The sequence below is a fragment of the Modicisalibacter xianhensis genome, from assembly GCF_900113605.1.
GTDB lineage: Bacteria > Pseudomonadota > Gammaproteobacteria > Pseudomonadales > Halomonadaceae > Modicisalibacter > Modicisalibacter xianhensis.
The window spans coordinates 1-22,467 of sequence record NZ_FOPY01000029.1 but is presented as its reverse complement, the minus strand read 5'-3'; the positions used below and the strand labels follow the sequence as shown (position 1 = coordinate 22,467).

23 protein-coding genes and 2 pseudogenes are annotated in these 22,467 nt (G+C 58.1%); 21 read left to right on the top strand and 4 right to left on the bottom strand.

Going from position 1 to position 22,467, the window contains the following annotated elements; all coding sequences use genetic code 11:
* The first annotated feature begins 165 nt into the window (after positions 1 to 165).
* Complete coding sequence (locus BM194_RS19790) at positions 166 to 1,107, top strand: SEL1-like repeat protein (protein ID WP_092850537.1); 942 nt, start codon at positions 166 to 168, stop codon at positions 1,105 to 1,107.
* A 26-nt stretch (positions 1,108 to 1,133) separates the two neighbouring features.
* Here the strand turns inward: BM194_RS19790 and BM194_RS19785 are convergent, their stop codons facing one another.
* Both BM194_RS19785 and BM194_RS20730 read right to left on the bottom strand, forming a co-directional pair.
* Positions 1,134 to 1,478 carry a hypothetical protein gene (locus BM194_RS19785; RefSeq protein ID WP_092850535.1) on the bottom strand — a complete coding sequence of 115 codons (345 nt, stop codon included), beginning with the start codon at positions 1,476 to 1,478 and terminating at the stop codon, positions 1,134 to 1,136.
* 244 nt (positions 1,479 to 1,722) lie between these two features.
* Positions 1,723 to 1,884, bottom strand: coding sequence for a hypothetical protein (locus BM194_RS20730; protein ID WP_177223474.1), 162 nt, complete (start codon positions 1,882 to 1,884; stop codon positions 1,723 to 1,725).
* 177 nt (positions 1,885 to 2,061) lie between these two features.
* Here BM194_RS20730 and BM194_RS19775 point away from each other — a divergent pair, with 177 nt between their 5' ends.
* Positions 2,062 to 2,535 carry a hypothetical protein gene (locus BM194_RS19775; protein ID WP_092850528.1) on the top strand — a complete coding sequence of 158 codons (474 nt, stop codon included), beginning with the start codon at positions 2,062 to 2,064 and terminating at the stop codon, positions 2,533 to 2,535.
* A 654-nt stretch (positions 2,536 to 3,189) separates the two neighbouring features.
* Here the strand turns inward: BM194_RS19775 and BM194_RS19770 are convergent.
* Positions 3,190 to 3,786: a recombinase family protein gene (locus tag BM194_RS19770; protein ID WP_092850525.1), complete on the bottom strand. Its 597-nt coding sequence runs from the start codon at positions 3,784 to 3,786 to the stop codon at positions 3,190 to 3,192.
* A 440-nt stretch (positions 3,787 to 4,226) separates the two neighbouring features.
* Here BM194_RS19770 and BM194_RS19765 point away from each other — a divergent pair, with 440 nt between their 5' ends.
* The 19 genes and pseudogenes from BM194_RS19765 to BM194_RS19675 all read left to right on the top strand — a co-directional run bounded on the left by BM194_RS19765 (position 4,227) and on the right by BM194_RS19675 (position 21,724).
* Positions 4,227 to 4,556, top strand: coding sequence for a hypothetical protein (locus tag BM194_RS19765; protein ID WP_092850522.1), 330 nt, complete (start codon positions 4,227 to 4,229; stop codon positions 4,554 to 4,556).
* On the top strand, positions 4,553 to 5,332 hold the full coding sequence (locus BM194_RS19760; RefSeq protein WP_092850519.1) for a hypothetical protein: 780 nt from the start codon (positions 4,553 to 4,555) through the stop codon (positions 5,330 to 5,332). The genes BM194_RS19765 and BM194_RS19760 overlap by 4 nt, the downstream gene beginning before the upstream one ends.
* Before the next feature lie 44 nt (positions 5,333 to 5,376).
* Positions 5,377 to 5,976 (top strand): hypothetical protein, encoded by a 600-nt coding sequence (locus BM194_RS19755; RefSeq protein WP_092850516.1) that lies wholly within the window; start codon positions 5,377 to 5,379, stop codon positions 5,974 to 5,976.
* A 569-nt stretch (positions 5,977 to 6,545) separates the two neighbouring features.
* Positions 6,546 to 10,010, top strand: coding sequence for a plasmid replication protein, CyRepA1 family (locus tag BM194_RS19750; protein ID WP_092850512.1), 3,465 nt, complete (start codon positions 6,546 to 6,548; stop codon positions 10,008 to 10,010).
* Positions 10,011 to 11,223: 1,213 nt separating this feature from the next.
* A complete protein-coding gene (locus BM194_RS19740) occupies positions 11,224 to 11,571 on the top strand; it encodes a MarR family transcriptional regulator (RefSeq protein ID WP_227497755.1) in 348 nt (115 codons plus the stop codon).
* Positions 11,568 to 12,923, top strand: a complete 1,356-nt coding sequence (locus BM194_RS19735) for an MBL fold metallo-hydrolase RNA specificity domain-containing protein (RefSeq protein ID WP_008171124.1) — start codon at positions 11,568 to 11,570, stop codon at positions 12,921 to 12,923. The genes BM194_RS19740 and BM194_RS19735 overlap by 4 nt, the downstream gene beginning before the upstream one ends.
* A 175-nt stretch (positions 12,924 to 13,098) precedes the next feature.
* Complete coding sequence (locus BM194_RS19730) at positions 13,099 to 14,061, top strand: HlyD family secretion protein (protein ID WP_177223473.1); 963 nt, start codon at positions 13,099 to 13,101, stop codon at positions 14,059 to 14,061.
* A 6-nt stretch (positions 14,062 to 14,067) separates the two neighbouring features.
* Complete coding sequence (locus BM194_RS19725) at positions 14,068 to 15,798, top strand: ATP-binding cassette domain-containing protein (RefSeq protein WP_008172530.1); 1,731 nt, start codon at positions 14,068 to 14,070, stop codon at positions 15,796 to 15,798.
* Positions 15,795 to 16,889, top strand: a complete 1,095-nt coding sequence (locus BM194_RS19720; protein WP_008172528.1) for an ABC transporter permease — start codon at positions 15,795 to 15,797, stop codon at positions 16,887 to 16,889. Before BM194_RS19725 ends, BM194_RS19720 begins: the two co-directional genes overlap by 4 nt.
* A complete protein-coding gene (locus tag BM194_RS19715; protein WP_008172526.1) occupies positions 16,889 to 17,992 on the top strand; it encodes an ABC transporter permease in 1,104 nt (367 codons plus the stop codon). The genes BM194_RS19720 and BM194_RS19715 overlap by 1 nt, the downstream gene beginning before the upstream one ends.
* Positions 17,993 to 18,531: 539 nt before the next feature.
* A pseudogene (locus BM194_RS19705) lies at positions 18,532 to 19,217 on the top strand (APC family permease); the annotation flags it as partial.
* 99 nt (positions 19,218 to 19,316) lie between these two features.
* A pseudogene (locus tag BM194_RS21170) lies at positions 19,317 to 19,540 on the top strand (DUF4160 domain-containing protein).
* Positions 19,524 to 19,772: a DUF2442 domain-containing protein gene (locus BM194_RS19695; protein WP_092850507.1), complete on the top strand. Its 249-nt coding sequence runs from the start codon at positions 19,524 to 19,526 to the stop codon at positions 19,770 to 19,772. The pseudogene BM194_RS21170 and the gene BM194_RS19695 overlap by 17 nt, the downstream one beginning before the upstream one ends.
* 474 nt (positions 19,773 to 20,246) lie before the next feature.
* Positions 20,247 to 20,402, top strand: coding sequence for a ribbon-helix-helix domain-containing protein (locus BM194_RS20725; RefSeq protein ID WP_177223472.1), 156 nt, complete (start codon positions 20,247 to 20,249; stop codon positions 20,400 to 20,402).
* Positions 20,403 to 20,477: 75 nt separating this feature from the next.
* Positions 20,478 to 20,657 (top strand): hypothetical protein, encoded by a 180-nt coding sequence (locus BM194_RS19690; protein WP_092850505.1) that lies wholly within the window; start codon positions 20,478 to 20,480, stop codon positions 20,655 to 20,657.
* A 71-nt stretch (positions 20,658 to 20,728) separates the two neighbouring features.
* The gene (locus BM194_RS20720; RefSeq protein ID WP_177223471.1) at positions 20,729 to 20,878 is read left to right on the top strand and encodes a hypothetical protein; all 150 of its coding nucleotides are present in this window, start codon (positions 20,729 to 20,731) and stop codon (positions 20,876 to 20,878) included.
* Positions 20,875 to 21,138 carry a hypothetical protein gene (locus BM194_RS19685; RefSeq protein WP_092850502.1) on the top strand — a complete coding sequence of 88 codons (264 nt, stop codon included), beginning with the start codon at positions 20,875 to 20,877 and terminating at the stop codon, positions 21,136 to 21,138. Before BM194_RS20720 ends, BM194_RS19685 begins: the two co-directional genes overlap by 4 nt.
* A complete protein-coding gene (locus tag BM194_RS19680; protein WP_092850500.1) occupies positions 21,135 to 21,377 on the top strand; it encodes a hypothetical protein in 243 nt (80 codons plus the stop codon). Before BM194_RS19685 ends, BM194_RS19680 begins: the two co-directional genes overlap by 4 nt.
* Positions 21,374 to 21,724, top strand: coding sequence for a hypothetical protein (locus tag BM194_RS19675; protein WP_092850497.1), 351 nt, complete (start codon positions 21,374 to 21,376; stop codon positions 21,722 to 21,724). Before BM194_RS19680 ends, BM194_RS19675 begins: the two co-directional genes overlap by 4 nt.
* An 81-nt stretch (positions 21,725 to 21,805) precedes the next feature.
* Here BM194_RS19675 and BM194_RS19670 read toward each other — a convergent pair whose 3' ends face one another.
* Positions 21,806 to 22,270, bottom strand: a complete 465-nt coding sequence (locus tag BM194_RS19670) for a thermonuclease family protein (RefSeq protein WP_092850495.1) — start codon at positions 22,268 to 22,270, stop codon at positions 21,806 to 21,808.
* Positions 22,271 to 22,467: the final 197 nt, after the last annotated feature.

Sequence of the window (22,467 nt, the reverse complement as noted above, 5' to 3'; positions counted from 1 at the left end):
ATCTTGGGCGGGAGAGGTGCCTACAACGCCCAGCAAGACGCGCTATCCGCTGCTACCTACCGGGATGAAGGGAAAGCACCCACAAGGCCGTATCGGCCGGTTTGGGCGAACTTCGTATCAAGCTAATGTAGGATGAGAGTTCACGCATGAACCGAGATTCCAATAATGCGCCTCTTCACCGCCGCTGCCCTCTCTGCCCTCCTTGCTCTTCCGGTACTACCCGCTCTCGCCCAGTCGTTCGAGGAAGGTCTGACTGCTGTTCAACGAGGGGATTTTGCGACCGCGCTAAAGCACTTTGAGCCACTTGCTGAGCAGGGCAATGCCATCGCGCAGTTCGGACTGGGGGTCATGTACGCCAACGGCGATGGCGTAGTCCAAGACTATTCGGAGGCAGCCAAGTGGTATCGGCTCGCTGCTGAGCAAGGCGATGCTGATGCCCAGCTTAAGCTGAGCATCATGTACGAAGATGGCCGAGGTGTCGCCCAGGACGAGGCGGAGGCCTTGAAGTGGAATCGGCGCGCCGCCGAGCAGGGCCATGTTATTGCTCAGATTGGCTTGGGATATATGTACGAGTCCGGCGATGGCGTAGTCCAAGACTATTCGGAGGCAGCCAAGTGGTATCGGTTCGCTGCTGAGCAGGGCCATGTTATTGCTCAGTTTAGAGTTGGCGTCATGAACGAATTCGGCAAGGGCGTCACCCAAGACTATTCGGAAGCAATCAAGTGGTACCGGCTCGCCGCCGAGCAGGGGAATGAGAATGCGCAGCTTAGGCTGGGCTTGTTATACGACAGCGGTAATGGTGTCGCCCAAAACTATTCGCAAGCAGCCAAGTGGCACCGGCTCGCCGCCGAGCAGGGGAATGAGAATGCGCAGCTCATGCTGGGCATGTTGTACGAGTCCGGCGATGGCATCGCCAGAAACCCCGTCCTTGCTTATACACTCCTGAATCTGGCAGCGGCGCAGGGGAATGAGAATGCGCGAAAATACCGCGACATCATGCTCAAGAGCCTAACTTCCGAGCAGATCAACGAAGGTCAGCGCCTCGCCTCCGAGTGGAAGATAGGCACCCCACTACCGACCACCCGCGACGTCACCACCTGGCCATAACGGGGGTGGAGCAGGCTCAGCCAGGCTTAATGAGCTCGTTGCGCGCCTGTACTGGGCAAAACCCCGCGCTTGCGAAAGTAATCCTCCAGCGCCTCGACGACTAGATCCGACTCGCTGATTTTGCGGCCCTGCGCGCGCGTTTCGGTATACGCCAGGACGCGCAGCATCTCGCTGTAAAGCGGCGGTATACGCACCGTCTTTGATATACGTAGGTGGCGAGTGTCGGGCGTCGCCTTGCCCTGCCTGTAACGGTCAAGGATCGTGTCGATATCGCGCTGGGCGTCAGCCGGGAGCGTATCGCTGGCTTGGACGTTGGCTTCGGCATCGGGATTGTTGCGGTGCCAGTCGTCTAGGTCGGGCTTGTCGATCATGGTTTACTCCTACTGTTTCGGGGAGGGATCGCGCTCGGCAGCGCATTTTAAGAGTCGTCGTCGCGTCCAGGATTGGCGCTAACGATTCATGGCCTTCCATTTCAAAAATCGCATCCAAGATGCGGCGCTTTGCGTCAGGCGTGAAGGTATTGAGCCCGTAGTTTCCGACCACTTCATGGGCGAGGGTTTCCCGAGCGTCGCGCGCGTTATCCAAAGTGGCAGCGGCAAATACGGGTCGTCCGCGTCAGGCGTGGCATCCGCCCTTAACGATGCCGTACCGGGCTCGGGTGGCGTTGGGTCCATAAGCGTCCTCCTGGCGATTGACGACCCGCAGATCGAGCGGGTCGTTGCCGTTGTAGCCTGCAAGGAACTCATCGGCAATACGCTGCACCTCGGCGAGCGACATTAACGCGGGTCTCAGTCAGCCCCCACCGCGCACCCGAGCCGGGCGATAATTACCCCATTGCGCCTTGCTGGGCGTTGTTGGCATTAAACCAGGACGATGCCTGCCCCCGCGTGGCACATGTACACTATCTGCTATCGACGCTGACGCAACAACGCGCACGCAACAGGACGCGGCACCTTGCAACAGACTATTTCCCAGGCTGCCCGGCTCTACGGTAAGGCACGCTCCACGATACACCGCGCAATCGATGCAGGCCGCTTGTCATGCACTGTACGGGGCGATGGCGTGCGCGTGGTGGACCTTGCCGAACTCATCCGTTTATGGGGCGAACCGCCCAATCAGCCGGCACCAACGCAACAGGGCGCAACAGCCGTAGCAGAGACAACGCAACAGCCTACGCAACAGGCGCAACACGCCATCCTGGAGGAGCTACGGGCCATGCGTGAGCTGTACCTGGCTGGGCTGGAAGAGAACAGGGCGCTACGGCAGGAAGTGCGAGAGCTCAAGGAAGTAATGCTTCGACTACCAGCGCCAGCCCAGGCAGAGCCGTCAGAAACAGCCCTAGGAGCGACGAAAGCCCCGTCCCCTGCCGACGATGACCCGCATGGTTTCCGGGCGATGGTGCGGGCGCTGAGGGAGCCTGGCCAGTAGATCCCGGTCGAGCTTGGGCAGATGGCCCCTGTGAGGCGGGCTTTTCTTTGTCCATGACCCGCTCCGGACTTCTGACCAGGGGGGCGATGGCATGAAATGCCAGGCAAAAAAATAGGGCCGCTGATGAGTGGCCCAAGGTACGCAGGGAACGTAGAAAATCTGGAAACTTCGATAAAAAAGGCCCGAACCCCTTTCGGAGCCGGGCCTGGTCAGCCATCCTGGCTGATCTTTCTGCGGGCATCCTGCCCGCGGTCCTTGGCTTACCGGGCCATCCGTGGCCGATCTTCCTTGAGGAACCTTCCTAGCTCCTAGCCGCCGGGCTATCTCTAGCGCTGCGTATCCTTGCTTGTGTCCATGAGCATCCTGCTCATGCTTCCTTGACCACCTGAGCCATCCTGGCTCTATCTTCCTTGTTCGAACCGTCCTTAGCTCGATGGAAGACAGTGTGGCAGCTATGGGAAGCAGTGCATATAACTTGCGTTTCACTATCTTGTAAGAGATTACCGACAATTCACGTAAAGTTGCGGCTAACGTCGCCAATAACATACGGCTTCGTTTCGCTTCGTCTCCCATGAGAGACGCTTTTCTCAAGCAATCAGGCTTCATGTCTCGTGCCCGATGGTGCGGGCATAGGTATATGGATATATACCGTTATCACGCTGCAACATTTCCTCTTAAAACCCGCTGCACAACGCTAACACCCACGCCTTCCTGCTTGGCGATGCGGTGAATACCCAGCCCCTCAGCCCTTGCTGCCAGTATCCGCTGCTCCACGTCCGGTGCCGTCCTTGGGCGCCCCAGCGTCTTACCCTGTGCCTTGGCACGGGAGAGCCCCGCCTTCACCCGATCCTGAATCATGGAGCGCTCGAACTCCGCAAACACGCCCATCATCTGAAATAGCGCCTTGCCGGCTGGCGTAGTGGTATCAATGCCCTGCTGGTGCAAATACAGGTCTACGCCCTTGGCGTGAATTTCTCCCAGAAACTGCACAAGGTCTTGCAAGGATCGCCCCAGACGGTCCACTGACCAGGCCATAATGACATCGAACTCCCGACGCACAGCGCCCCTGATGAGCTGGTCGAACTGTGGCCGCTGATCCCTGCCCTTGGCGCCGCTGACGCCATGATCCATGAACGTGGCCACTACCTCCCAGCCGTTTCTCTCGGCCACCTCTCGAAGCTCCCGCGTCTGGTTCTCCGTGGTCTGTCCGTCCGTGGATACTCTGCTGTAGATGGCTACTCGCTTGGTCATGGCCCGTCCGCCCTGTCGTCATGTCTGGTTTCACTTTATCGTCGAGGTATACGGAAAACAACCGTTTACCGTATACCTAAAACAACCAGATGCACCCCAGCAAGAATGCGGGTTCCGTGGGCGCTATTTCGGTGGGGTTTTCCGTACAGGTTTTTGCTGGCCTTCTGCTGCCCTTTTGGTAACTTAATGTTACAATTAGTTACATAAATTTACAAAGAGGTTGCTATGCCAACTCCTCCACCGCCTCCGAACCCTCCACGTTCAGGACGTAGAACCGGGCCTAATGCTCTGCCTACCCCGAAACAGCTTGATGGATATCGCAGAGAACTGCGTATGAAAGCCAATGAGGGCGATACCGTGGCCATTGGCCTGGTGATCCTGTGCGAAACACTGCGCCAGCAACAAAGCGCCCTGTCTTGCGCCGAAGAGGAGGATTGCCAATGAAAATCCTGCGCGCTACGGCTCCTTGTGAACTGATACCCGACCCAGAATGGCCTCACCGAAACGCGAAAGGCCGCCCGCTGGCGACCCTGGAGAATCTTCAATACCTGTTGGTGCATTACGGCATCGAGGTCGCCATTGACGACCGGACAGACAGCGGCGATGCGATTGCAGTCATTCCGGGGTTGAAGAAGCCGAGCTTCGAGCATCGGCGAGTCATGGGCGAGGGATATGTCACCAGCCTGGCCAATATGAATGGTTTCAAGATCAGCATCGACACAGTTTGGAGATACCTGACCCTGATCGCCATCGCGGAGGAAGCCGCGTGAGCAACCAGCCCAGGAAGAAGCCTAACCCCCGGGGGGGCAAAAAACGGAAAACTGACGGGCGCGGCAAGACACCCGGCAGCCAGAAAAATTGGTTTCTGCCCGGCAACCAGGCGGCTGTCACGCATGGCGGATACGTCTCTGAACTGCCCCCGGAAATTGCCGAGCAGGCCGCTGAGCTTCCTTCGACACCGGAACACCTGGCGGAGCTGATCCAGCTTGAGCGGGGCCGGCTGTTCATGGTGCTCAAGAAGGAAGCCGAGTGGAACGCCAAGGTTGATTACAACGCGCTGGCGCACAGCGACTACCAATTAAATGAAGTCGTAGCTCGCGCCAGCAATGGCGAGAAGCAAACGACCACCAAGCGCGTCCGCCCCGATTTTGAGGCACAGATAGACCGGCTTGTAGGCCGAATTGGCTACCTCGTGCTCGAACATACCCGCATCGAGCGCCAACTGAGCCTTACGGGCGACGAGGCAGCAGCGCTACGCAAGCAAATCATCGACCAGGGCGAAGCGGAAGCATGGAGCTGTACCCAAATCGGCCTGGAGATCGAAAAGCGCGGCCTGGAAGTGCCGTTCACGCTGCAAGCGCAGATCAAGCGTGAGCTGTCATTCATCGAGCCTGAAGAGCCCGATAACGGCCTAACAGATGATGAGCTTGAGCGCCTGAGCGACGAGTACCAGCAGGAAGCCACCAGCGAGCAGCAATGGCTAGAAGCTCGCCATGAGGACGTAAAAGCCATTCACGGCGCCAACCAGAAGAGATCCGCGCAATGAATCATCAGGACATCAGTAACGCTACTAACCACGAGGATTGTCACATGAGCGACCGCGCCAGCCAGGCCACCGCCAGCGACCGTATTGCCGAGCTTCAGGCACAGATTGACGCACTGGACACCACAGATCGTCAGCACCGCGCCCGCGACTTCGATGCCGAGATGATTGCCGCCGTGGAGGCAGGTAACGCCGATGAAATCGAAGAGGAGCAGGCCCTGGCGAATGTCCGTGCCCGTCGCCGGGCCGCCGAGCGTACTCAGCTTGAGCGTGAACTTACTAGCGCTAGGCAGGATGCTGGTGCGGACCACATGAAGAGTATTGCCGAATATGCCGTAGAGCAGCGTCCACGGGCTGAGAGTGCCCGTAATGAGCTGCTAAGTGCATTCGAAAAATTCTCCCGGGCAGTAGATGGCTGGACCCGCGAGCAGGTTGAGTCACGCCGGACAGCAATCGACGCGGACGACATTGTGCAGCGCTACGGCGTGCCGGTACCGGACAGCATCGGCATATTCTACAGCGCCCAGGTGGAGCATGAGGTATCCGCGAAGCTCAAAAATGTCATAGCGCGACTGCGCGGCCCTATCTTGAACCTCAACAATGATTTGCGGCTCCATCCCAGCGTTCGCCATATTGTTCTCGGCTGAGAGGATGCCAAACCCGCCTGCCAAGGCGGGTTTTTATTGAAAAATATTGAACTGAAACCGCTACTTCAATGAAAGTAATTCAATTTTATCGAATAAACTGACCATAATTACGCGTGAGTTGCATAGCGTTCACAAGGCGAAGACACCAGAGCGCAGCCGCCAGGAGTAATGCGTGGCAGGGATTCTGAGCGCTGAGATTGGAGTTTAGATTGGGAGGGTCTAAAGGGCTTATTAGATGGTAACGGTATATTTCGCGCGATGAAGTACAGGGAATTGAAGCGATGGACAGGGGAAAACAAAGGCTTACAATGAGCGAAGCCGGGTGCGACCAACACCCGGCTTCAGAGCAGAAATAACTGCATTTCAACAACCACCGCAACGCCAGACAGACGCCAATCTTTCAGCGTTGCTTAACCCCCCGGAGGGGACTTGCTATACGACCCAGCGAACTGAAGCCACTATAGCATAGCGCCGAAAACGCTTCAGCACTTCCTACAGTCTAGCAGAACGTTACTCTGTAGGTAACATTTCGATGGGCAAAAGCAAGCTCTCTTGGGTAAGGAACCCAAGTGAACAGCAGCATCCGTAACAATATCGACTTCACTTCGCTCATTGAGCCCGTAGCCCGCGAGCTGCTGGGCGACCCCACCAAAGCTAACGCCCGCGAGCTACGCTATGGCAGCAAGGGCAGCGTTGTTGTCAGGCCTGATAAGGGCAACTTCTCCGACTTCTCCACTGGCGTGAACGGCGGTGTGCTGGCGCTGATCGCGTACATTACAGGCATCGGTGACGTATCTGGGCAAATGGCCTGGCTGGCAGATCATGGCTTCATCGAAAACCACGAGAACCACCAGAACGCTTATATCAGTCCCGGACAGCGAGAACGCGAGCGCCAGCACCGGGAATCCGAGAAATCCCGTAAGCACGCAGAGCAGCTTCAACAGCGGGTCGCCGAGCAGGCCGAAGGGGAACGCAGAGCCCAGCGTATGTGGGTACGCGGCACCCCGGCGCCAGCAGATCACCCCTATCTGATTAGCAAGGGCATCGACCCCACCGGCCTAGGCCTACGTGTGAACTGGCTGGGAGAGCTATTGATTCCCGTCTGTGCGCCTGAGAGCGGCACGATGGTGAACCTTCAGCGCATCGCACCAGACGGCACCAAGCGATTCATCAAGGGCGCCCGCAAGAAGGGCTGCTACTCCCTATTGCCGGGTACCGGGGGCAGGGTATTCAGCGAGGGCTATGCGACCGGATGGACGGTCTGGAAGGCCACCGGACGCCCCGTCATTGTCGCTTGGGATGCGAGCAACATAGGCGATGTGATAGCTCACCTGGGCAGGCAACCTGGCGATGCAGTGGCCGCTGACAACGATGGCCGTGCGAAACCTGGCGCGCCGTTCCGTAAGCGGCTGAGCGAATACGGAACCGGGCATAAAGCCGCTATCAAAACCGGCCTGCCATTTTATCTGCCGCCCGTGCCGGGCGCTGACTTCAACGATATGGGCATCGAGGCCACCGCCGCCATTTTCGGACGTGAGCCGGTATCCAACACCCCGGTACTGGACGCCTGGAACTTGCAGCGTGTTGAGCTACCCGGCAAAAAAGCTAAACAGTGGATCAACGCGCTGGCTAGGACTACGGAGCCAGAGAAGGCTGCCGCCTTGGCCTACAGCGTAGCGGCTAAGCTGGCGCCTCGTGCACCGGCACAGATGAGCCTTGCCACTATCCGTCAGACCATCGAAGCCAGCTTGCCAGAAAGCGCTATTCACCCGGCAACGCTCGACCGAATCATGCAACGCCTGGAGATAGCCCAGGGACACCGCAAACGTGCCGCTCTAGCGCCTGTAACCCTGCCTGCCGACATTGCTGCGCACCATAACTATGAACGCCGCGCCGAACTGCCAGAACTGGCCAGTGATGCTTATCGTGGCGTGATTGTGGTCAAGGCCCCAATGGGCTCTGGAAAAACTCAACGGATAGGCCGCCCGCTGGCCCGCTGGGCGCGCGAAAATGGCGAGCGACTGCTGGCGATATGCCATCGCCGGAGCCTGACAGCAGAGCTTGCCGAACGTCTGGAACTTCCGCACTACGGCGACCTAGACGCTACAAGCGCTTGGGGGGCTGATGGTCTGGCCACCTGCCTGCCGTCTATCACTCTGCCCAGCCATGCTGCACTGATCGACAATGCCGGGGCCGTGTTCATCGATGAGGTCGCCCAGGTACTGCGCTTCCTGCAAGCCGCGAAGCATTGCCGTACTCAGTGGGCTGATAACCGTGGCGTCTATGAGCGCCTGCGCGAAGTCGTAAGCAATGCCCGCTGCGTGATTGTTGCTGATGCTGGCGCTGACCGCCGGACAATCGAGTTTCTGGAGTCATGCCGCCCTGGGGAGCGATTCCGTATTATCGAAGTGCCAGAGCCGCACAGCACGAAGATCGAGGCGACCTACAGCTATGGTCAGAACGCCCCTGCCCAAGCGTCAGGCCATGCCTTGGCGGAGCTTGCAGCCGGAGGTAAGGTCTGGATAGCGACCGAATCAAAACGCCGCGCCAAAGCGCTCGGAAAGATGCTCAAGGATGCCGGGTATCGCGTCTTGGTCGTACATAGCGGGAACAGCGGCAATAAGGATCAGCGAAAGTTTCTCGACAGCGCCGAGGCCGAGAGCCTTAGGTATGACGCGGTGATCGCATCGCCGGTAATCGGCAGTGGCCTGTCCATCGAACACCGCGATGTGCCGGACCATGAGCGCTTTACGCTGGGCCTGTATATCGGGGGGGGGCATCGGACGCCGCCGGCAGACGCTGCGCAACAGCTACGCCGTGTACGCTACCTGAAGAGATTTTCGCTGGCACTGGTACCGAACTCGACAGCAGCCGGAAACCAATGTCCTGACGCGATTCTGAAGGCAGCCGAGCAGGCCGCCCAGGTTGAGGGAAGCGCCAGCAAGGCGACTGATTTCGATGCCCTGGTGGCGGATATACGTGCCGACTATGACAACACCCGCGCAGACTTCGCCGCTGGCCTGCTATGGCAACTGGACGCTGCCGGCTGGAGCCTGAAGGCCGATACGGAGGCTGCTGACCCTGAGATTGCTGGCGCCCTGCAAGCTGCTGCTGCTGCCGTGGATGATTCTCACCGACAAGCACTCATGGCCGCGCCGATCCTTTCGGATGAGGACGCCGCCCGCCTGGAGCGCCTGAGCGACCGGAATGAAATGCAGAATGCCACCCTAGAAGCTCACCGGCTTCGCCGTGCTCTAGGGATCGCCGAAGAGCCTATCACCGAGGACATTCTCGACTTCTGGGACGATGGCCGTGCCGTGGCACGCCTGGACCGCTTCAGCGCTTGGCAGGGCATCGTTCCCGATAATGACGATGCCAGTCTTCCCATCACCAGTCGCCGTTATCTGCGCGCCTGCGCGAAAGCCTACTCTTGGCTGTTTGAGGGTACCGGCCTGGATCAGTGGGGGCTGACTGTCGAAACTGCCAACGTGCTACTCGACCGAATCATGCAACACCGGCACCTGCTGGCCCACCTAGGCATAGTGAGCCGCAAGTATGCCCAGTGGCGCGAAGACAAGGAGGGTAATCCATTGCCCATGAAGCGCCCGGCCTACCCCGTGCGGGAAGTCACGGACATGCTGGAACGGCTGGGGCTGGTAGTGGAGTCGAAGAAGCGTAGGTGTGGCACATCCCCCCTTACCCCCTTAGGGAATAACACCCCATGTGCCACACCTGAGGGCAGCGAGAAGCCCGCCAAGAAGGCCAAAGGGAACCCGATCATTCGCGTCTACCAACCTGCGCCAGCGAGTATCCAGGCCATGACCCAGTGGGCCGAGAGCAGAAACGCTGCTCGCAAGGTGGCGGAGATGGAGGCGCCAGCCAGTGAGCCTGCCCAGCAGGGCGAACCGGAACCCGGCACGCTGCTCTGGAGCGTGAGACAGGCCCGCCGATGCTTGGCAGCGGTGTGGGACAAGCCCATGCGTCCGATGAGGCCCAGGATAGCCTCTGGGGGAGATTGGCAGCCGCCGTTATAGCCGGGCAAAAGCTGAGATTAAGCTGGCAGGGTGTGGCACATCCCCCCTTACCCCCTTAGGGAATAACACCCCATGTGCCACACCTGGCATCGAGCAACGCTTCCATTGGCGGCCTTTTGCTGGCACTGATGCTGGCGGGCTACACTGAGTCCAAATCCATAACGCCTGGAGAGGCCACATGAGCGAGCCCCTTTCCTCGATAGTGTCCGGGTTCGAGACGGAAGATCAGCGGGTTCGCACCTGATGCCCACCATTCTGCGCCTGGAGGGCTTCAAGTTTTTGGGTATACGGAATATCTGGTTGATAGCTTATGTGCGTAAAACCTTTATTTTCATTTTCTCTACGGAAAAAATGGTTGGTGGAGGTCTCCTGAGTTAGCTGTGCAGCAACTAACTTGCCATACGTAAGAAAATTCATAGTCAACTAAGAATCGTGCGGCTAGCCGAATTAAAGACAACAATGCCCACTGCATGAGCGAAAAATTGATTATTAGCAAATAACTTTCGATCTATATCTTTTTTGAAACAGACTGTCGTAAATGCTTAATGTCGCGCAGTGGTGGTGCGCCGAATACTTGGTTATATTCACGGCTGAATTGCGTGGCGCTGTTATAGAGGGCTGGCAGACAAACGCGAAAAATAGCGCAAAAACACTCTCAACCTATTGAACTACTGATTTTTTGGTCACCCAACCTCCCGAGTACATGCCATTCTGGCCGATAAGCGGAACTTGGCCTTGTTGTCGACCCCGCATACTCTACCCGACTGGGGACTGACCTTAGCGGATGCGGATTGCCTGGAAGACGTCGTGCCGAAGACCGGGCTGGTTTCGAGTGAAGATGCTACAGCGTTGTGGAGCGCTCGGCGCCAGCTTTTTTAAGCCGGTTGCCGGTCACGGTGCAAGGGTGTCTACCAGGGCGACAATACGCTGAAGGCCTCCTGTCTCTGAAAAAGTGAGGAGTTACCTGTCTCACTGGAAGGAGAAGTTCCTTAGCTGGCCTCGGAATCCGCGTGATGTTGCATATTGATCTGGCGCAAGCCTGATCCCAGATCAATGTGTGACTTATGTTGGCCTCAATGATTAGCTTACGATTTACTGTTACTGAGTCAGCAATAGCAGGACAGCGATATGGACCCACAAATCCCTCGAGATCAGTTTCCTTTCACCAGTGCTCGGGTGGCAAGGCGCTGGCGCAAGTTTACTGGATGAGCGCTTGAAAGACCTTGGGGTTACCCAGGCTCGATGGTTCACCATGGTCTGCCTGCAGCGTGGTGGTGGAGGATTGACCCAGCGGGAGTTAGCCCATTTGATGACCATCGAGAATCCGACATTGGTCCGCCTGCTTGACAGCCTCGAGGAGCAGGGTATGGAGGCTATTCTCTGTGCTGCGGTGCACGGCATCTTTGCCGAGGCTTCGGATCAGTATCTTTTGGCTGCGGGTTTACAGTCTCTGGTGACCACCAACACCATTCCACACAGTACCAACGGTATTGATGTCAGTGAGTTGCTGGCGCCACCGATCAGGCATTTTCTCAATCAGGACAGGAGTAAGAGTCGATGAATATTACATTCCTTGGTGGCGCAGAGACGGTTACCGGATCCAAGTTCCTGATTGAAGCGGGGGAGACGCGGGTTCTGGTTGATTGTGGTTTGTTCCAGGGTTACAAGTGGCTGAGAAAGCGCAACCGGCAGCCATTGCCGCTGGATATAGAATCACTGGACGCAGTGCTTCTGACCCACGCCCACCTGGATCACTCGGGCTATATACCTGTGTTGTACAAGCAGGGGTTTCGAGGGGCGGTTTATACCCACCACGCTACCCGTGATTTGAGTGAAATACTGCTGGCTGATAGCGGCCATCTCCAGGAAGAGGAGGCGCATTACCTCGGCCGCCATAAACTGAGTAAACATGAAACTCCGGAGCCTCTGTATGACCAGGATGATGCGGACGCCTGTATGGAGTTGTTTCAGCCGGTAGACTTTTACGAAGAAGTCCAGCTCGGTGATATACGCTTCCATCTTCGGCCGGTTGGGCACATTCTCGGTGCTGCCTGCATCATTATTGAGACGGAAGGTAAACGCATCGGTTTTTCCGGCGATGTTGGGCGCCTCAACGATATTTTCATGAGGCCACCTGCGCCTCTGCCAGCTCTGGACATGCTGATGCTGGAGTCAACGTATGGCAATCGTCGCCACGACGATGCGGACCCGTTGTCGCAGTTGGCAGACATCGTTAATGAAACCGTCGACAAAGGGGGCAATATATTGATTCCGGCCTTTGCTGTGGGCAGGGCGCAGGTTTTACAGCATATGTTCACTACCCTGATGAAGGCGGGGCGAATTCCAGTGCTTCCAATTTACCTCGATAGTCCCATGGCAATCGATGTTTCCGAGATTTACTGCCGCTACGAGGATCAGCACCGATTGAGCAGTTCCGAGTGCCACGAAATGTGTAGCACCGTTCATTACAGTCGCAGTGTTCAGGACTCCAAGGCGCTGGCTGGCCAGGCATACCCCCACGTAATTATTGCCGGCAGTGGCATGGCAACAGGTGGACGCATACTTCATCATTTCAAGCGCCTCCTGGGCCAGCACCGCACAACTGTTATTTTCGCCGGCTATCAGGCCGGGGGAACACGAGGGGCCAAGATGATTGGCGGAGCGGAAAGGATCAAGATCCACGGTGACTGGTTTCCTGTCAAAGCCAGATTGGAAGTGTTGAGTGGGCTTTCCGGGCACGGGGATTTCGCAGAGATTGAACAGTGGCTTGCTCAGAGTGACCTGGCCCCCGAAACGCCGATCAACCTGATCCACGGTGATCCGGAGGCGCTGGAGGCGCTGAGGGATCACTTGCGTCAGAACACCCGGTTTGAGGTGGATGTGGCAGGCTACCAATCCATTTTGCGTCTTTGACGATGCCCTGACGGCCATCTTCGAGGGCGACCTGAATGAGCCGCTTAAGATCCGGCAACGACCTTGGTCGCGGCGGCTGCCGAGTGCTAGAGTGGGCGATCTCATTGGCTGGAGTGAGAGGCAGTGGCCCTGATCCCGGCTCCAACCTGAACAGTAATGTCATAAGGAGTGTTTGGTGAAATCCCAATCCTGGCTCTGGTCTCTGATAGCGGTGTTGGTGCTCGCCGGCGGTTCTTATGGGGTTTTTGTTCTGTTTGGGGAAGAGCCCTTGCCGCAGGGAATCGTCTATGGCAATGGCCATATCGAGGGGCGGGAAGTGCGGATCGCGGCCGAAGTGGCCGGTCGGGTCATCGAGCACCATCTCGCGGAAGGCAGCAAGGTTTCGGCTGGCGACACGGTAGCCGTGATCGACCCCGCCGATGCCAGAGACCGCCTGCGCTCGGCACAGGCCGAGCTGGCCTCGGCGCGGGAAGTCCGTGACGGCTTCGACAGCCAAATCACCACCTGGCGTCATCATCTCAAGAATGCCGAGAAACAACGGCAGCGGATCCGGGACTTGCGGTCCCGCAATCTGGCCAGCTCGAGTGATCTGGATCAGGAGGAAAATGCCGTCAGTGAGGCCCGGGGCCGACTTGAGTCTCTCCAGCGGCAGAAGGATGCCGCCGAAGAACAGGTGGCTGCAAGGGCGGCGCAGGTGGCACTGGCTGAATCGCAACTGGACAAAGCGGAGGTTGCCGCGCCGCTCTCCGGAACCATCCTGATCCGGGCGGTGGAGACGGGAGAGGTTGTCGATACCGGCCAGCCGCTGGCCACGATGGTGAATCTGCAGCAGCTCGAACTCAAGGTCTATGTCCCCGGTGATATCCTCAACCGGATCAGCTTGGGGGATCCCGCCAGAATCCGCGTGGACGGTTTGCCCGGGGACTTTTCCGCCAAAGTCGGCAGGATTGACGATTTCGCCCAGTTCACCCCCCGCGATGTCCACATGCCCGACGAGAGAGTTCGGATGGTCTATGGCGTTACCCTGGTGCTGGATAATCCGGCCGATGCTCTGAAACCGGGTATGCCGGCAGATGCCTGGATTCGCTGGGATCCGGACGCCGAGTGGCCAGCGACCCTCTCGGTTCCGGCGCGCTGAGCCGTCATGTCTTCCCCGGAACCCATCGTCGCCAAAGGCCTTGGCCGCCAATTCGGAGACAATGTTGTCATCGAGCCACTGGATGTTTCCGTTGATCGCGGCCAACGAGTGGGCATTGTCGGTGCTGATGGCGCTGGCAAGACGACGCTGTTACAGATGTTGGCTGGCATCCTGGACCCCACTGTGGGGGAATGCCGGGTCCTGGGCTTCGATACCCGTCGTGAGGCCAAGCAGGTTGCTGCCCGGATTGGCTATATGTCCCAGGGATTTACGCTTTACGATCGACTCAGCGTCAAGGAAAACCTGAGCTTTGCCGCTCGCATCCGGGATGTGCCCGACGAACTCTATCGGGAGCGTTCAGAAAGGTTGCTATCCATGTCGGGGCTTGGCCGCTTTACTGACAGGCCCGCCGCCAAACTGTCCGGTGGCATGCGGAAAAAGTTGTCGCTATGTACCAATCTGGTCCATGAACCGGAGCTGCTGATCCTTGACGAACCGGGGCTCGGCGTCGACCCCCTGTCCCGGCGCCATCTCTGGACCATGCTCGACCGCTTCCGGTCGCAGGGCCTGACCATGGTTGTGGCTACCTCCTACATGGACGAGGCGGAGCGCTGCGACAGGATACTGCTGCTGGAACAGGGCCGCGTTCTTGCGGATGGGTCGCTGGAAGAGCTGCTGAGGCCCGCCGCCGGAAGGGTGTTCACTGTAAATGCTGGAGATACCGGACGAGGCTTGCGGGAGTTGTCCGGCATCCTGGCTCAAATTGACAGCGTCCATTCAGTGCAGTGGTTGCCGGATCACCTGCGACTGGTGATGAACGCGGACATCGCTGAAAACCAGCTCGCCGAGTTATTGCCCGAGGGAACCCACCTGGCGGCGGCCGAGCCCCGGCTCGAGGATCTGTTTGTGCTGCGGACGGACAGGAGGGCCGGCGAGCAGCAGTTTCCGGAATTGGCCCGGCAAGACAGGGGAAAAGAGGAAGGGCTGGTGGCCACCGGCCTGAGCGTCCGCTTCGGACATTTCAAGGCCGTTGACCGGGTGAGTTTCGAGGCGCCATCTGGCGAACTGCTTGCGTTGCTGGGGCCCAACGGGGCGGGCAAGACAACCCTGATCAGGGCCTTGTGCGGGCTGGTGGCCATCGATGAGGGCAACGCCCGGGTGGCCGGGGTGAGCTCCGGCGGGGGTAGCACCGCATTGCGCCGGCAAATTGGTTATATGTCACAACGGTTTTCACTCTATCTGGAACTGACCCCCTGGGAGAATCTCCGCTTCTTTGCCAATGCCTACGGCCTGGCCGGAGGCGCGGCGCGGGCTGCGATCGACTGGGCCAGGGAAGTAACGGGGCTGACAGATATTCCCGACAAGCTCACCGGTGATCTTTCAAGTGCCTTGCGCCAGCGTCTGGCGCTGGCCTGCAGCCTGCTTCACCGGCCCCGGGTCTTGTTCCTTGATGAGCCCACCTCGGGTGTCGATCCCGTCGCCCGGTACCGTTTCTGGCGGGTTATCCGTGAGCTGGCCGCCAGCGGTATGACCGTGCTGGTCACTACCCACTACCTGGAGGAAGCGGCCTATTGTGATCGTTTGGCGTTAATGCTGGACGGGCGGCTGCTTGCACACGGTAGCCGATCATCGCTGAATCATTCGCTCGGCCTCGAAGCCGACGCCACGGTGGAGATGCTCTTCACGGCGGCCATAGAACAGGCGGGAACGGCCAATTCCCGGGCGTTGGGACCATGAAGGCTCATCGGCTTGGAGCCCTCATCGTCAAGGAAAGTCGCGAGCTGATTCGCGACCCGGTTACCATTGCGTTGGCCGTGATCATGCCGCTGATCATGCTTTTTCTGTTCGGCTATGCGGTCAATCTGGATGTGGAACAGGTTGCCGTGGGCATTTACGATCTGGACAACACGCCGGCAAGCCGCGACCTGTCAGCCCGTTTCGACAGCTCACGGTATTTTCAATTAGAGCAGAAAACGACCGATCTCCGCGATCTGGAGTCGGCACTGCAAAGCTCGACCATCAGCATGGGCGTGGTGATTCCAGCCGGCTTGGCCCGGCAACTGCTCAGAGGCGACGAGGCGCCTGTCCAGGTGATCGTGGACGGCGGCTATCCTGTTCTGGGTCGATTGGCATCGGCCTATGCCGAGGCGGTAATCGCAAATTTCCCCGCCCCGCGTCAGAGCGCCGTCCGGGTCCAGGCCAGGGTCTGGTTCAATCCCTCCCTGCGCAGCGTCAATTTCGTCATCCCCGGGTTATTTGCCGTGATCCTGATGGCGTTCCCACCCCTGCTGACCGCCCTGGCGATCGTGCGTGAGAAAGAGACCGGTACGATTGAGCAGATCTATGCATCGCCGGTCACCTCAACCGAGTTTGTTGTCGGCAAGCTGGTGCCCTACGGTCTGGTGGCTTTCCTGGAGATTCTTATGGTCATGGTGGTGGGGTTTGCCTGGTTTCAGGTCCCCATTGCCGGCAGCCCGATACTGCTGCTGACGTCCGCTTTCGTTTATGTGCTGACCACGGTGGGTATCGGCCTGTTGGTCTCATCCCTGGTCCGTACCCAGTTGGCGGCCATGTTGATAACGCTGATTGTCACCTTGATGCCGTCGTTTTTGTTTTCCGGTTTTCTGTTCCCTCTGTTCACCATGCCTCTTGCCCTGCAACTGTATAGCTGGCTTTTCCCTGCCGGTTATTTTATGGAAATCTCCCGGGGCATCGTACTGAAATCAGCCGGCCTTGAAGCCGTTCTGCCAAATCTGATGATGTTGATCGTCTATACGGTCCTGGTATTTGTCTTCGCGGCCTGGCGAATGAAGCAGAAGGTGGCCTGATGGGAATTGCCTTATTTGGTTTGTTGCGCAAGGAGCTCGTGCAGTTCTTTCGTGACCGGTTGATACTGACCCTGATACTTTGGCTTTACACCATTGAAGTCGTCATTTGTGCCGTTGCGCTCAGTTTTGATGTAAGCCACCTGCCCCTGGCGGTGGTGGACGAGGATCGCAGCGCCTTGAGTCGCTCGTTGATCCAGAAATTTGCGGTGAGCGAAACCTTCGACCTGAAATTTCAGGAAACCCGTGTGGCAACCGCCACTGACCTCCTGGAGAAAGGCGATGCCACCATGGTGTTGGTCGTTCCCGCCGGGTTCGAAGGTGCTCTTCTCGCTGGCAAGAGTGCTCAGCTCCAGTTGCTCCAGGACGGCACCAATTCCAACATTGCCGCCAATGCCGTCAATGATGCTCTGCAGATCGTCCAGCGCCAGGAGCGCGAAGCGCTCCCTGCTGCCGGGAAGAAGGGGGTCGCGGTACCCCTGATCCGTATCTGGTATAACCCCGATCTGACAACATCGGGTTTTATCGTGTTATCGATGATTGCTCTGGCCGGTATGATGGTGGGCGTTATTCACCCGGCCGCCTCTATTGTCCGGGAAAAGGAGCGAGGCACTATCGAGCAGCTGCTGGTGACGCCCATTTCCACCCTGGAACTGTTCCTGGCCAAGGTCACACCCACGCTGATCATGGGCGTACTGTCCATCTTTCCGAGTTTGGTGATTGTCAGAGTCTTTGATGTGCCCCTTCAGGGCAGTCTGCTTTTATTTCTGGTGCTGACCGCCATCTTTTTGCTCAGTGCGATTGCGCTGGGCGTACTGATTGCCGCCTACAGCCGGACCCTTCAGCAGGCGTTGCTGCTCTCCTTTTTCGGACTTTTCCCGCTGATGTTCCTGTCGGGCAGTTTGACGCCGGTAGAAGCCATGCCGCCTTTCCTGCAAAGCCTCTCCCTGCTGAGTCCACTGCGTTATTACATGGATATCATCGTCGGTATTTTCCTCAAAGGCGCCGGCCTGGCGGTTCTCTGGGATGAGGCTCTCGCCTTGCTGGTAATCGGTGTCACGCTGTTTATTTTCTCCCTTTGGGTCTTTCGACGCCGGGTACAATGAGATCGGTTGGGTGAGTGCCTGACGTTTGTCGCTACACGGCCAAGAGGATACGGCGCATAGGCATCAGGATTACCGTGATTATTCATTTTCATCAGTAACCTGAATCAATGGGATGGACTCCTCCTCACCTCACCGGCATCTACGTGCCAAAATGGTGAGTGATTTGGCGAGAGTCAGTGGGGCGATTTCATCCATGAACTCAACCATCATCCCTGTGTTGATTTTGCCGAGCGCAAACCGAACAACCAGCTGCATGTCGTCTACGATGGAACCCATTGGTCTCTTGACGAGTTAATGGAACTGATCAAAACCCACGGAGGCGGGTTGCAGGCCGGGTGGTGGACCCAGCGGAAACTGGCGTGGTGTCGGTTTACAGACGACAATGTTCGGGCCAACGCAAAACATGATCCGTTTTGCTGTTCCAAAATCCCACCTATGAAGCGTAAATAGAAACGACAATAACCGGAGGTTGAATGAGCAGGGAGCAAGACAGAACCACTCGCTATCAGGAAGGCAGTCTCACCCTGCCAGGAACCGTCATGCTGGGTACCGGCGTCATGATAGGCGCTGGTATTTTTGCGTTGACCGGACAGATGGCACAGATGACGGGCGTTCTGTTCCCCCTGGCGTTTCTGGCGGCCGCCGTGATCGTCAGCTTCAGTGCTTATTCCTACATCAAAATTTCCGATGCGTACCCGTCTGCGGGCGGTATCGGCATGTACTTACACAAGGCCTACGGAAACCGGCTGCCGACCGCATTTAACGCCTTGCTGATGTACTTTTCCATGGTGATCGCCCAGAGTTTTCTGGCCCGCACGTTCGGCTCCTACACCATGCAGCTCTTCGGTGGCGACGAAAGCGGGCGAATGGTGCCCATTCTCGGGGTGTCACTGATCCTGGCAGCGTTTCTCATAAATCTGCTGGGTAACCGGATGATTCAGGGTGTGGCTTCCTTTATCGGCGTCCTGAAAATCGGCGGCATACTGATTTTCGGGTTGGTGGGGGTATGGGTCGCCGACTCCATATCGGTTGACTTCTCGAATCCCGGAGAGGCCGGAACTGTGGGCAACTTCCTTGGAGCAACCGCGCTCGGAATTCTAGCTTTCAAGGGCTTCACCATACCATTACCAACAGCGGCTCCGAAGTAATAGACCCCAAGCGGAACGTAGGACGGGCGATCATTATTTCCATTGCAGCCTGCGTGGTGATCTATACGTTGGTGGGCTGCCGGACTTCGCAGAGGAACTCAACTACGGGGTCGATCTATCAACCATCTGACGGCGGTATCAGGTTGGTGGGGTGAGAGAGCTCAATCAACCATTAAATCCGTATACCCAAGTTTTTTTTCTACTCGGATGAGGGCGATCCGCGCGAGCCACCGCATATCCACGTTTTCAAGGCGGCTCGGAAGCCAAGTTCTGGCTCGCCCCCGAGGTGAGCCTAGCCCGCAACGACGGCTATGATGCGAAGACCTTGCGCAAGATCACTACCCTGGTGGTCACCCACCGGGACCAACTGGAGAGGGCCTGGCATGACTACTTCGCCTAAGCACGTGTCCTTCGACGCCGATAGCTTCTGGGTCGAACTCAGCGACGGACGCACAATCGGCGTGCCGCTGGCGTGGTTTCCGCGCTTGCTCAACGCTACCCCCGAACAACTTGCTGACTACGAGCTGAGTCCCCGGGGTATCCATTGGGATGCCCTGGACGAGGATATTTCCATCGAGGGAGTGCTGGCCGGTCGAGGCGATCAGACCCGCCGCCGCCAGGCGGTCGCCTGATCCCTTCATAGCGCCGCCACTGTGGCGCTGTGAGAGCCGTTCCTCTCTAATCCTGCCCAATGTATCGATTGATGCCTTTGTCGCCTGTGGACGCCCTATGAGGCTTTATGGCGGTACTGGAATTTGGGGCCGCTAAGGTCGCCGATCACCCCCGCCTACCGATGCCCGATGAATCATTACCGGAATACTCGTGCATGGTCCGGCTGGCGCTGATCTACCGCGAACCGCTCTGGAATAGGGCATACAGCCGTAATGGTCCCTTTGCTGCATTGGGCGCTCGCGAGTACTCGTGCATCCGGCAATCGTAATGCCGCTTGATTGGTGGATGGCCGGAATTGTGCCCCGATATTGCCGCTGACCGGCTGATTGATCGATATCATGTAACGCATTATCCCTGCTCGCCTGTATTGCTTTGCTGGTACTTAACCACTAGTCTGTATTCATTGAATACAGCAATACAAAGCAGGTGAAGGAATGGAAACCAAGACAGTGACCGTCAGGCTGCCATTGCCGGAGTTCAAGAAGCTAGATGACCTGGTAAGGCAGCGCCGCCAGGCAACAGGCGATGCTGTAACCAAGTCAGAAGTGATGCGTGAAGCATTGGCGGATCTAATAAAGCGCCAAGGCTAGGCCAAGTGGCCCCGCGATAGGGGATTATTGTGAACGTGACGGCGCCAGCGCCGATTCCGCAGGAGATAAGAAGAAGTGACCGAGCAGCTAGACCATGCGTGTGACACGCTGCACCGCCTGCAAGCGCTATTCGACAGCATTGCGACAGGTTCACCAGCGCATAGCCGCCTGGCGGCCCTTGCCGAAATCGGCAGCGAGATCGCAGCCCGTGAGGCAGAGGATTTGTTGCTGGCAGCGGAGTCCGCTGCCGCATAAACGAGTGCCCGGCCCCGGGGGCAACCGGGGCCGGGCTTACACCTTGGCGAACGTTTGAGGAGACCGCCAAAATGCAGAGCAAGTCTACCACTACTGGACCATTAACCGCTGCCGAATTGGCTGCAATGATGGCCATCCTGGAAGAATTCCGCGACTACCCACTATCACCCGTTGCACTGGCATTAGCCGCACGCCTTGCCCGCCTGGAGGCCCAGCAATGAAGCTGTCTCGACTCGACCCCGACATGACCGCCGAACAGGCAGCCGCCGCCGTCCTGAGCGTCGGAGATACGCGCTCGAAGGAATACCATGAGGGGCTGGAGAACAGGCTCGACTGGCACCTTCATGGCAAACCCAAGGATGCCGGATTCTGCCGTTGCCCCTATGCGATGGGGACCGCCCAGGCTGACGCATGGCTTGCCGGGCAGGATCGGGCTGATTTCGAGATTCAGCGCTACCAGACTGAGGAGGCCCAGCTATGAACCAGCGTCCCGAACTATCCGATGACTTCCGCGACAATGTGCGCACCTGGAAGCACAAAGGCAACCTGTTTGGCGGCATCGACCTGCTGGAATATCCGAATGGCGACATCGAGCCGGTAGTGGCTGATTACACAGACCTTCGTGGCCGGCAGATAAGCGGGGGCCGGTATCAGACATGGCAGGAAGCGTTCGCCGCCTTTGGTGCCGCACTGGACAAGAACGAGCAGAGGGAAGCATGAACCAGCGCCCGGAAGACCTGACAGACGACGAGCTACGCGCCCTGTGCAACGAGCTGACCGACCGCATCGATGCGCTGGACAACGATAGCGACGGCGCACCGGATGCCCTGGTTGAGCAGTGGGCTCAGGCCAACCGCGAGGAAAGCCGCCGTGATGCCCTGGCCGCACGTAAGGCAGGCCGCTACAGCGTGACGCTTGACGCGGATGGGCAGGAGATCGAATACGAGCTACGAGCCACGAACGAAGCTGACGCCAAGGTTGAGGTCGAGTCTGGTGTCGAGGCGATGAGCAAGGTGAGCGGCATGACCGTTACTGTTAAGCAGATCAACGGCCCTATCACTGAATAACCGTCCGTCCAGGCCACGATCTGCTGACCCTTCAATTCAAGCTCATCGTCGGCGCTGAACCTGAATGCCAGGGGTGGTGGGTCAGCGGCTGACCGGGTGCTGGGGAGCGTGACCACACCACGCTTTCCCGCCTTGCCCTTCGGCGTACGGTATCGCCAGACCCGCTGCTATCAACTGATCGCCCAGACTCTCGCCATCGACGTATACGTCAGCAATCAACCGGAAGAACGAACCGCGCTTGATCTGGCGTAGCTCGATACGCTCAGCGTCTCGCAGGCGCTCGACTACGTAAACACGGGCGTCCGCTGCCAATGTCTTCTCTCTCGCCTTATCGGCCTCAGTATCGCAGCGTGATCGGCGTTCAGGGGCGTTGATGCCGGCAACGCGAATCTTGATGCGCTCGCCAATAACTGGCGGCCACCCCTCCACATTGGCGGTAAAGGTATCGCCGTCGTATATGGCGACGACTTCGCTCACCGTGGCGCTGCCGTAGTCGGCCAGAGCGAGCGTGGGAATAAGGGTGGCAAATGCTAGGAGTCTTTTCATAAGCTCAGAGTAATATCACCGGCTCGACTATCCACCTCCCCCGGGCTGGATGCAGGGGGCACCCAGATGGCACATCGCGCACAGTTGCCGCGCATCAATCATATCTTGGGCGGGAGAGGTGCCTACAACGCCCAGCAAGACGCGCTATCCGCTGCTACCTACCGGGATGAAGGGAAAGCACCCACAAGGCCGTATCG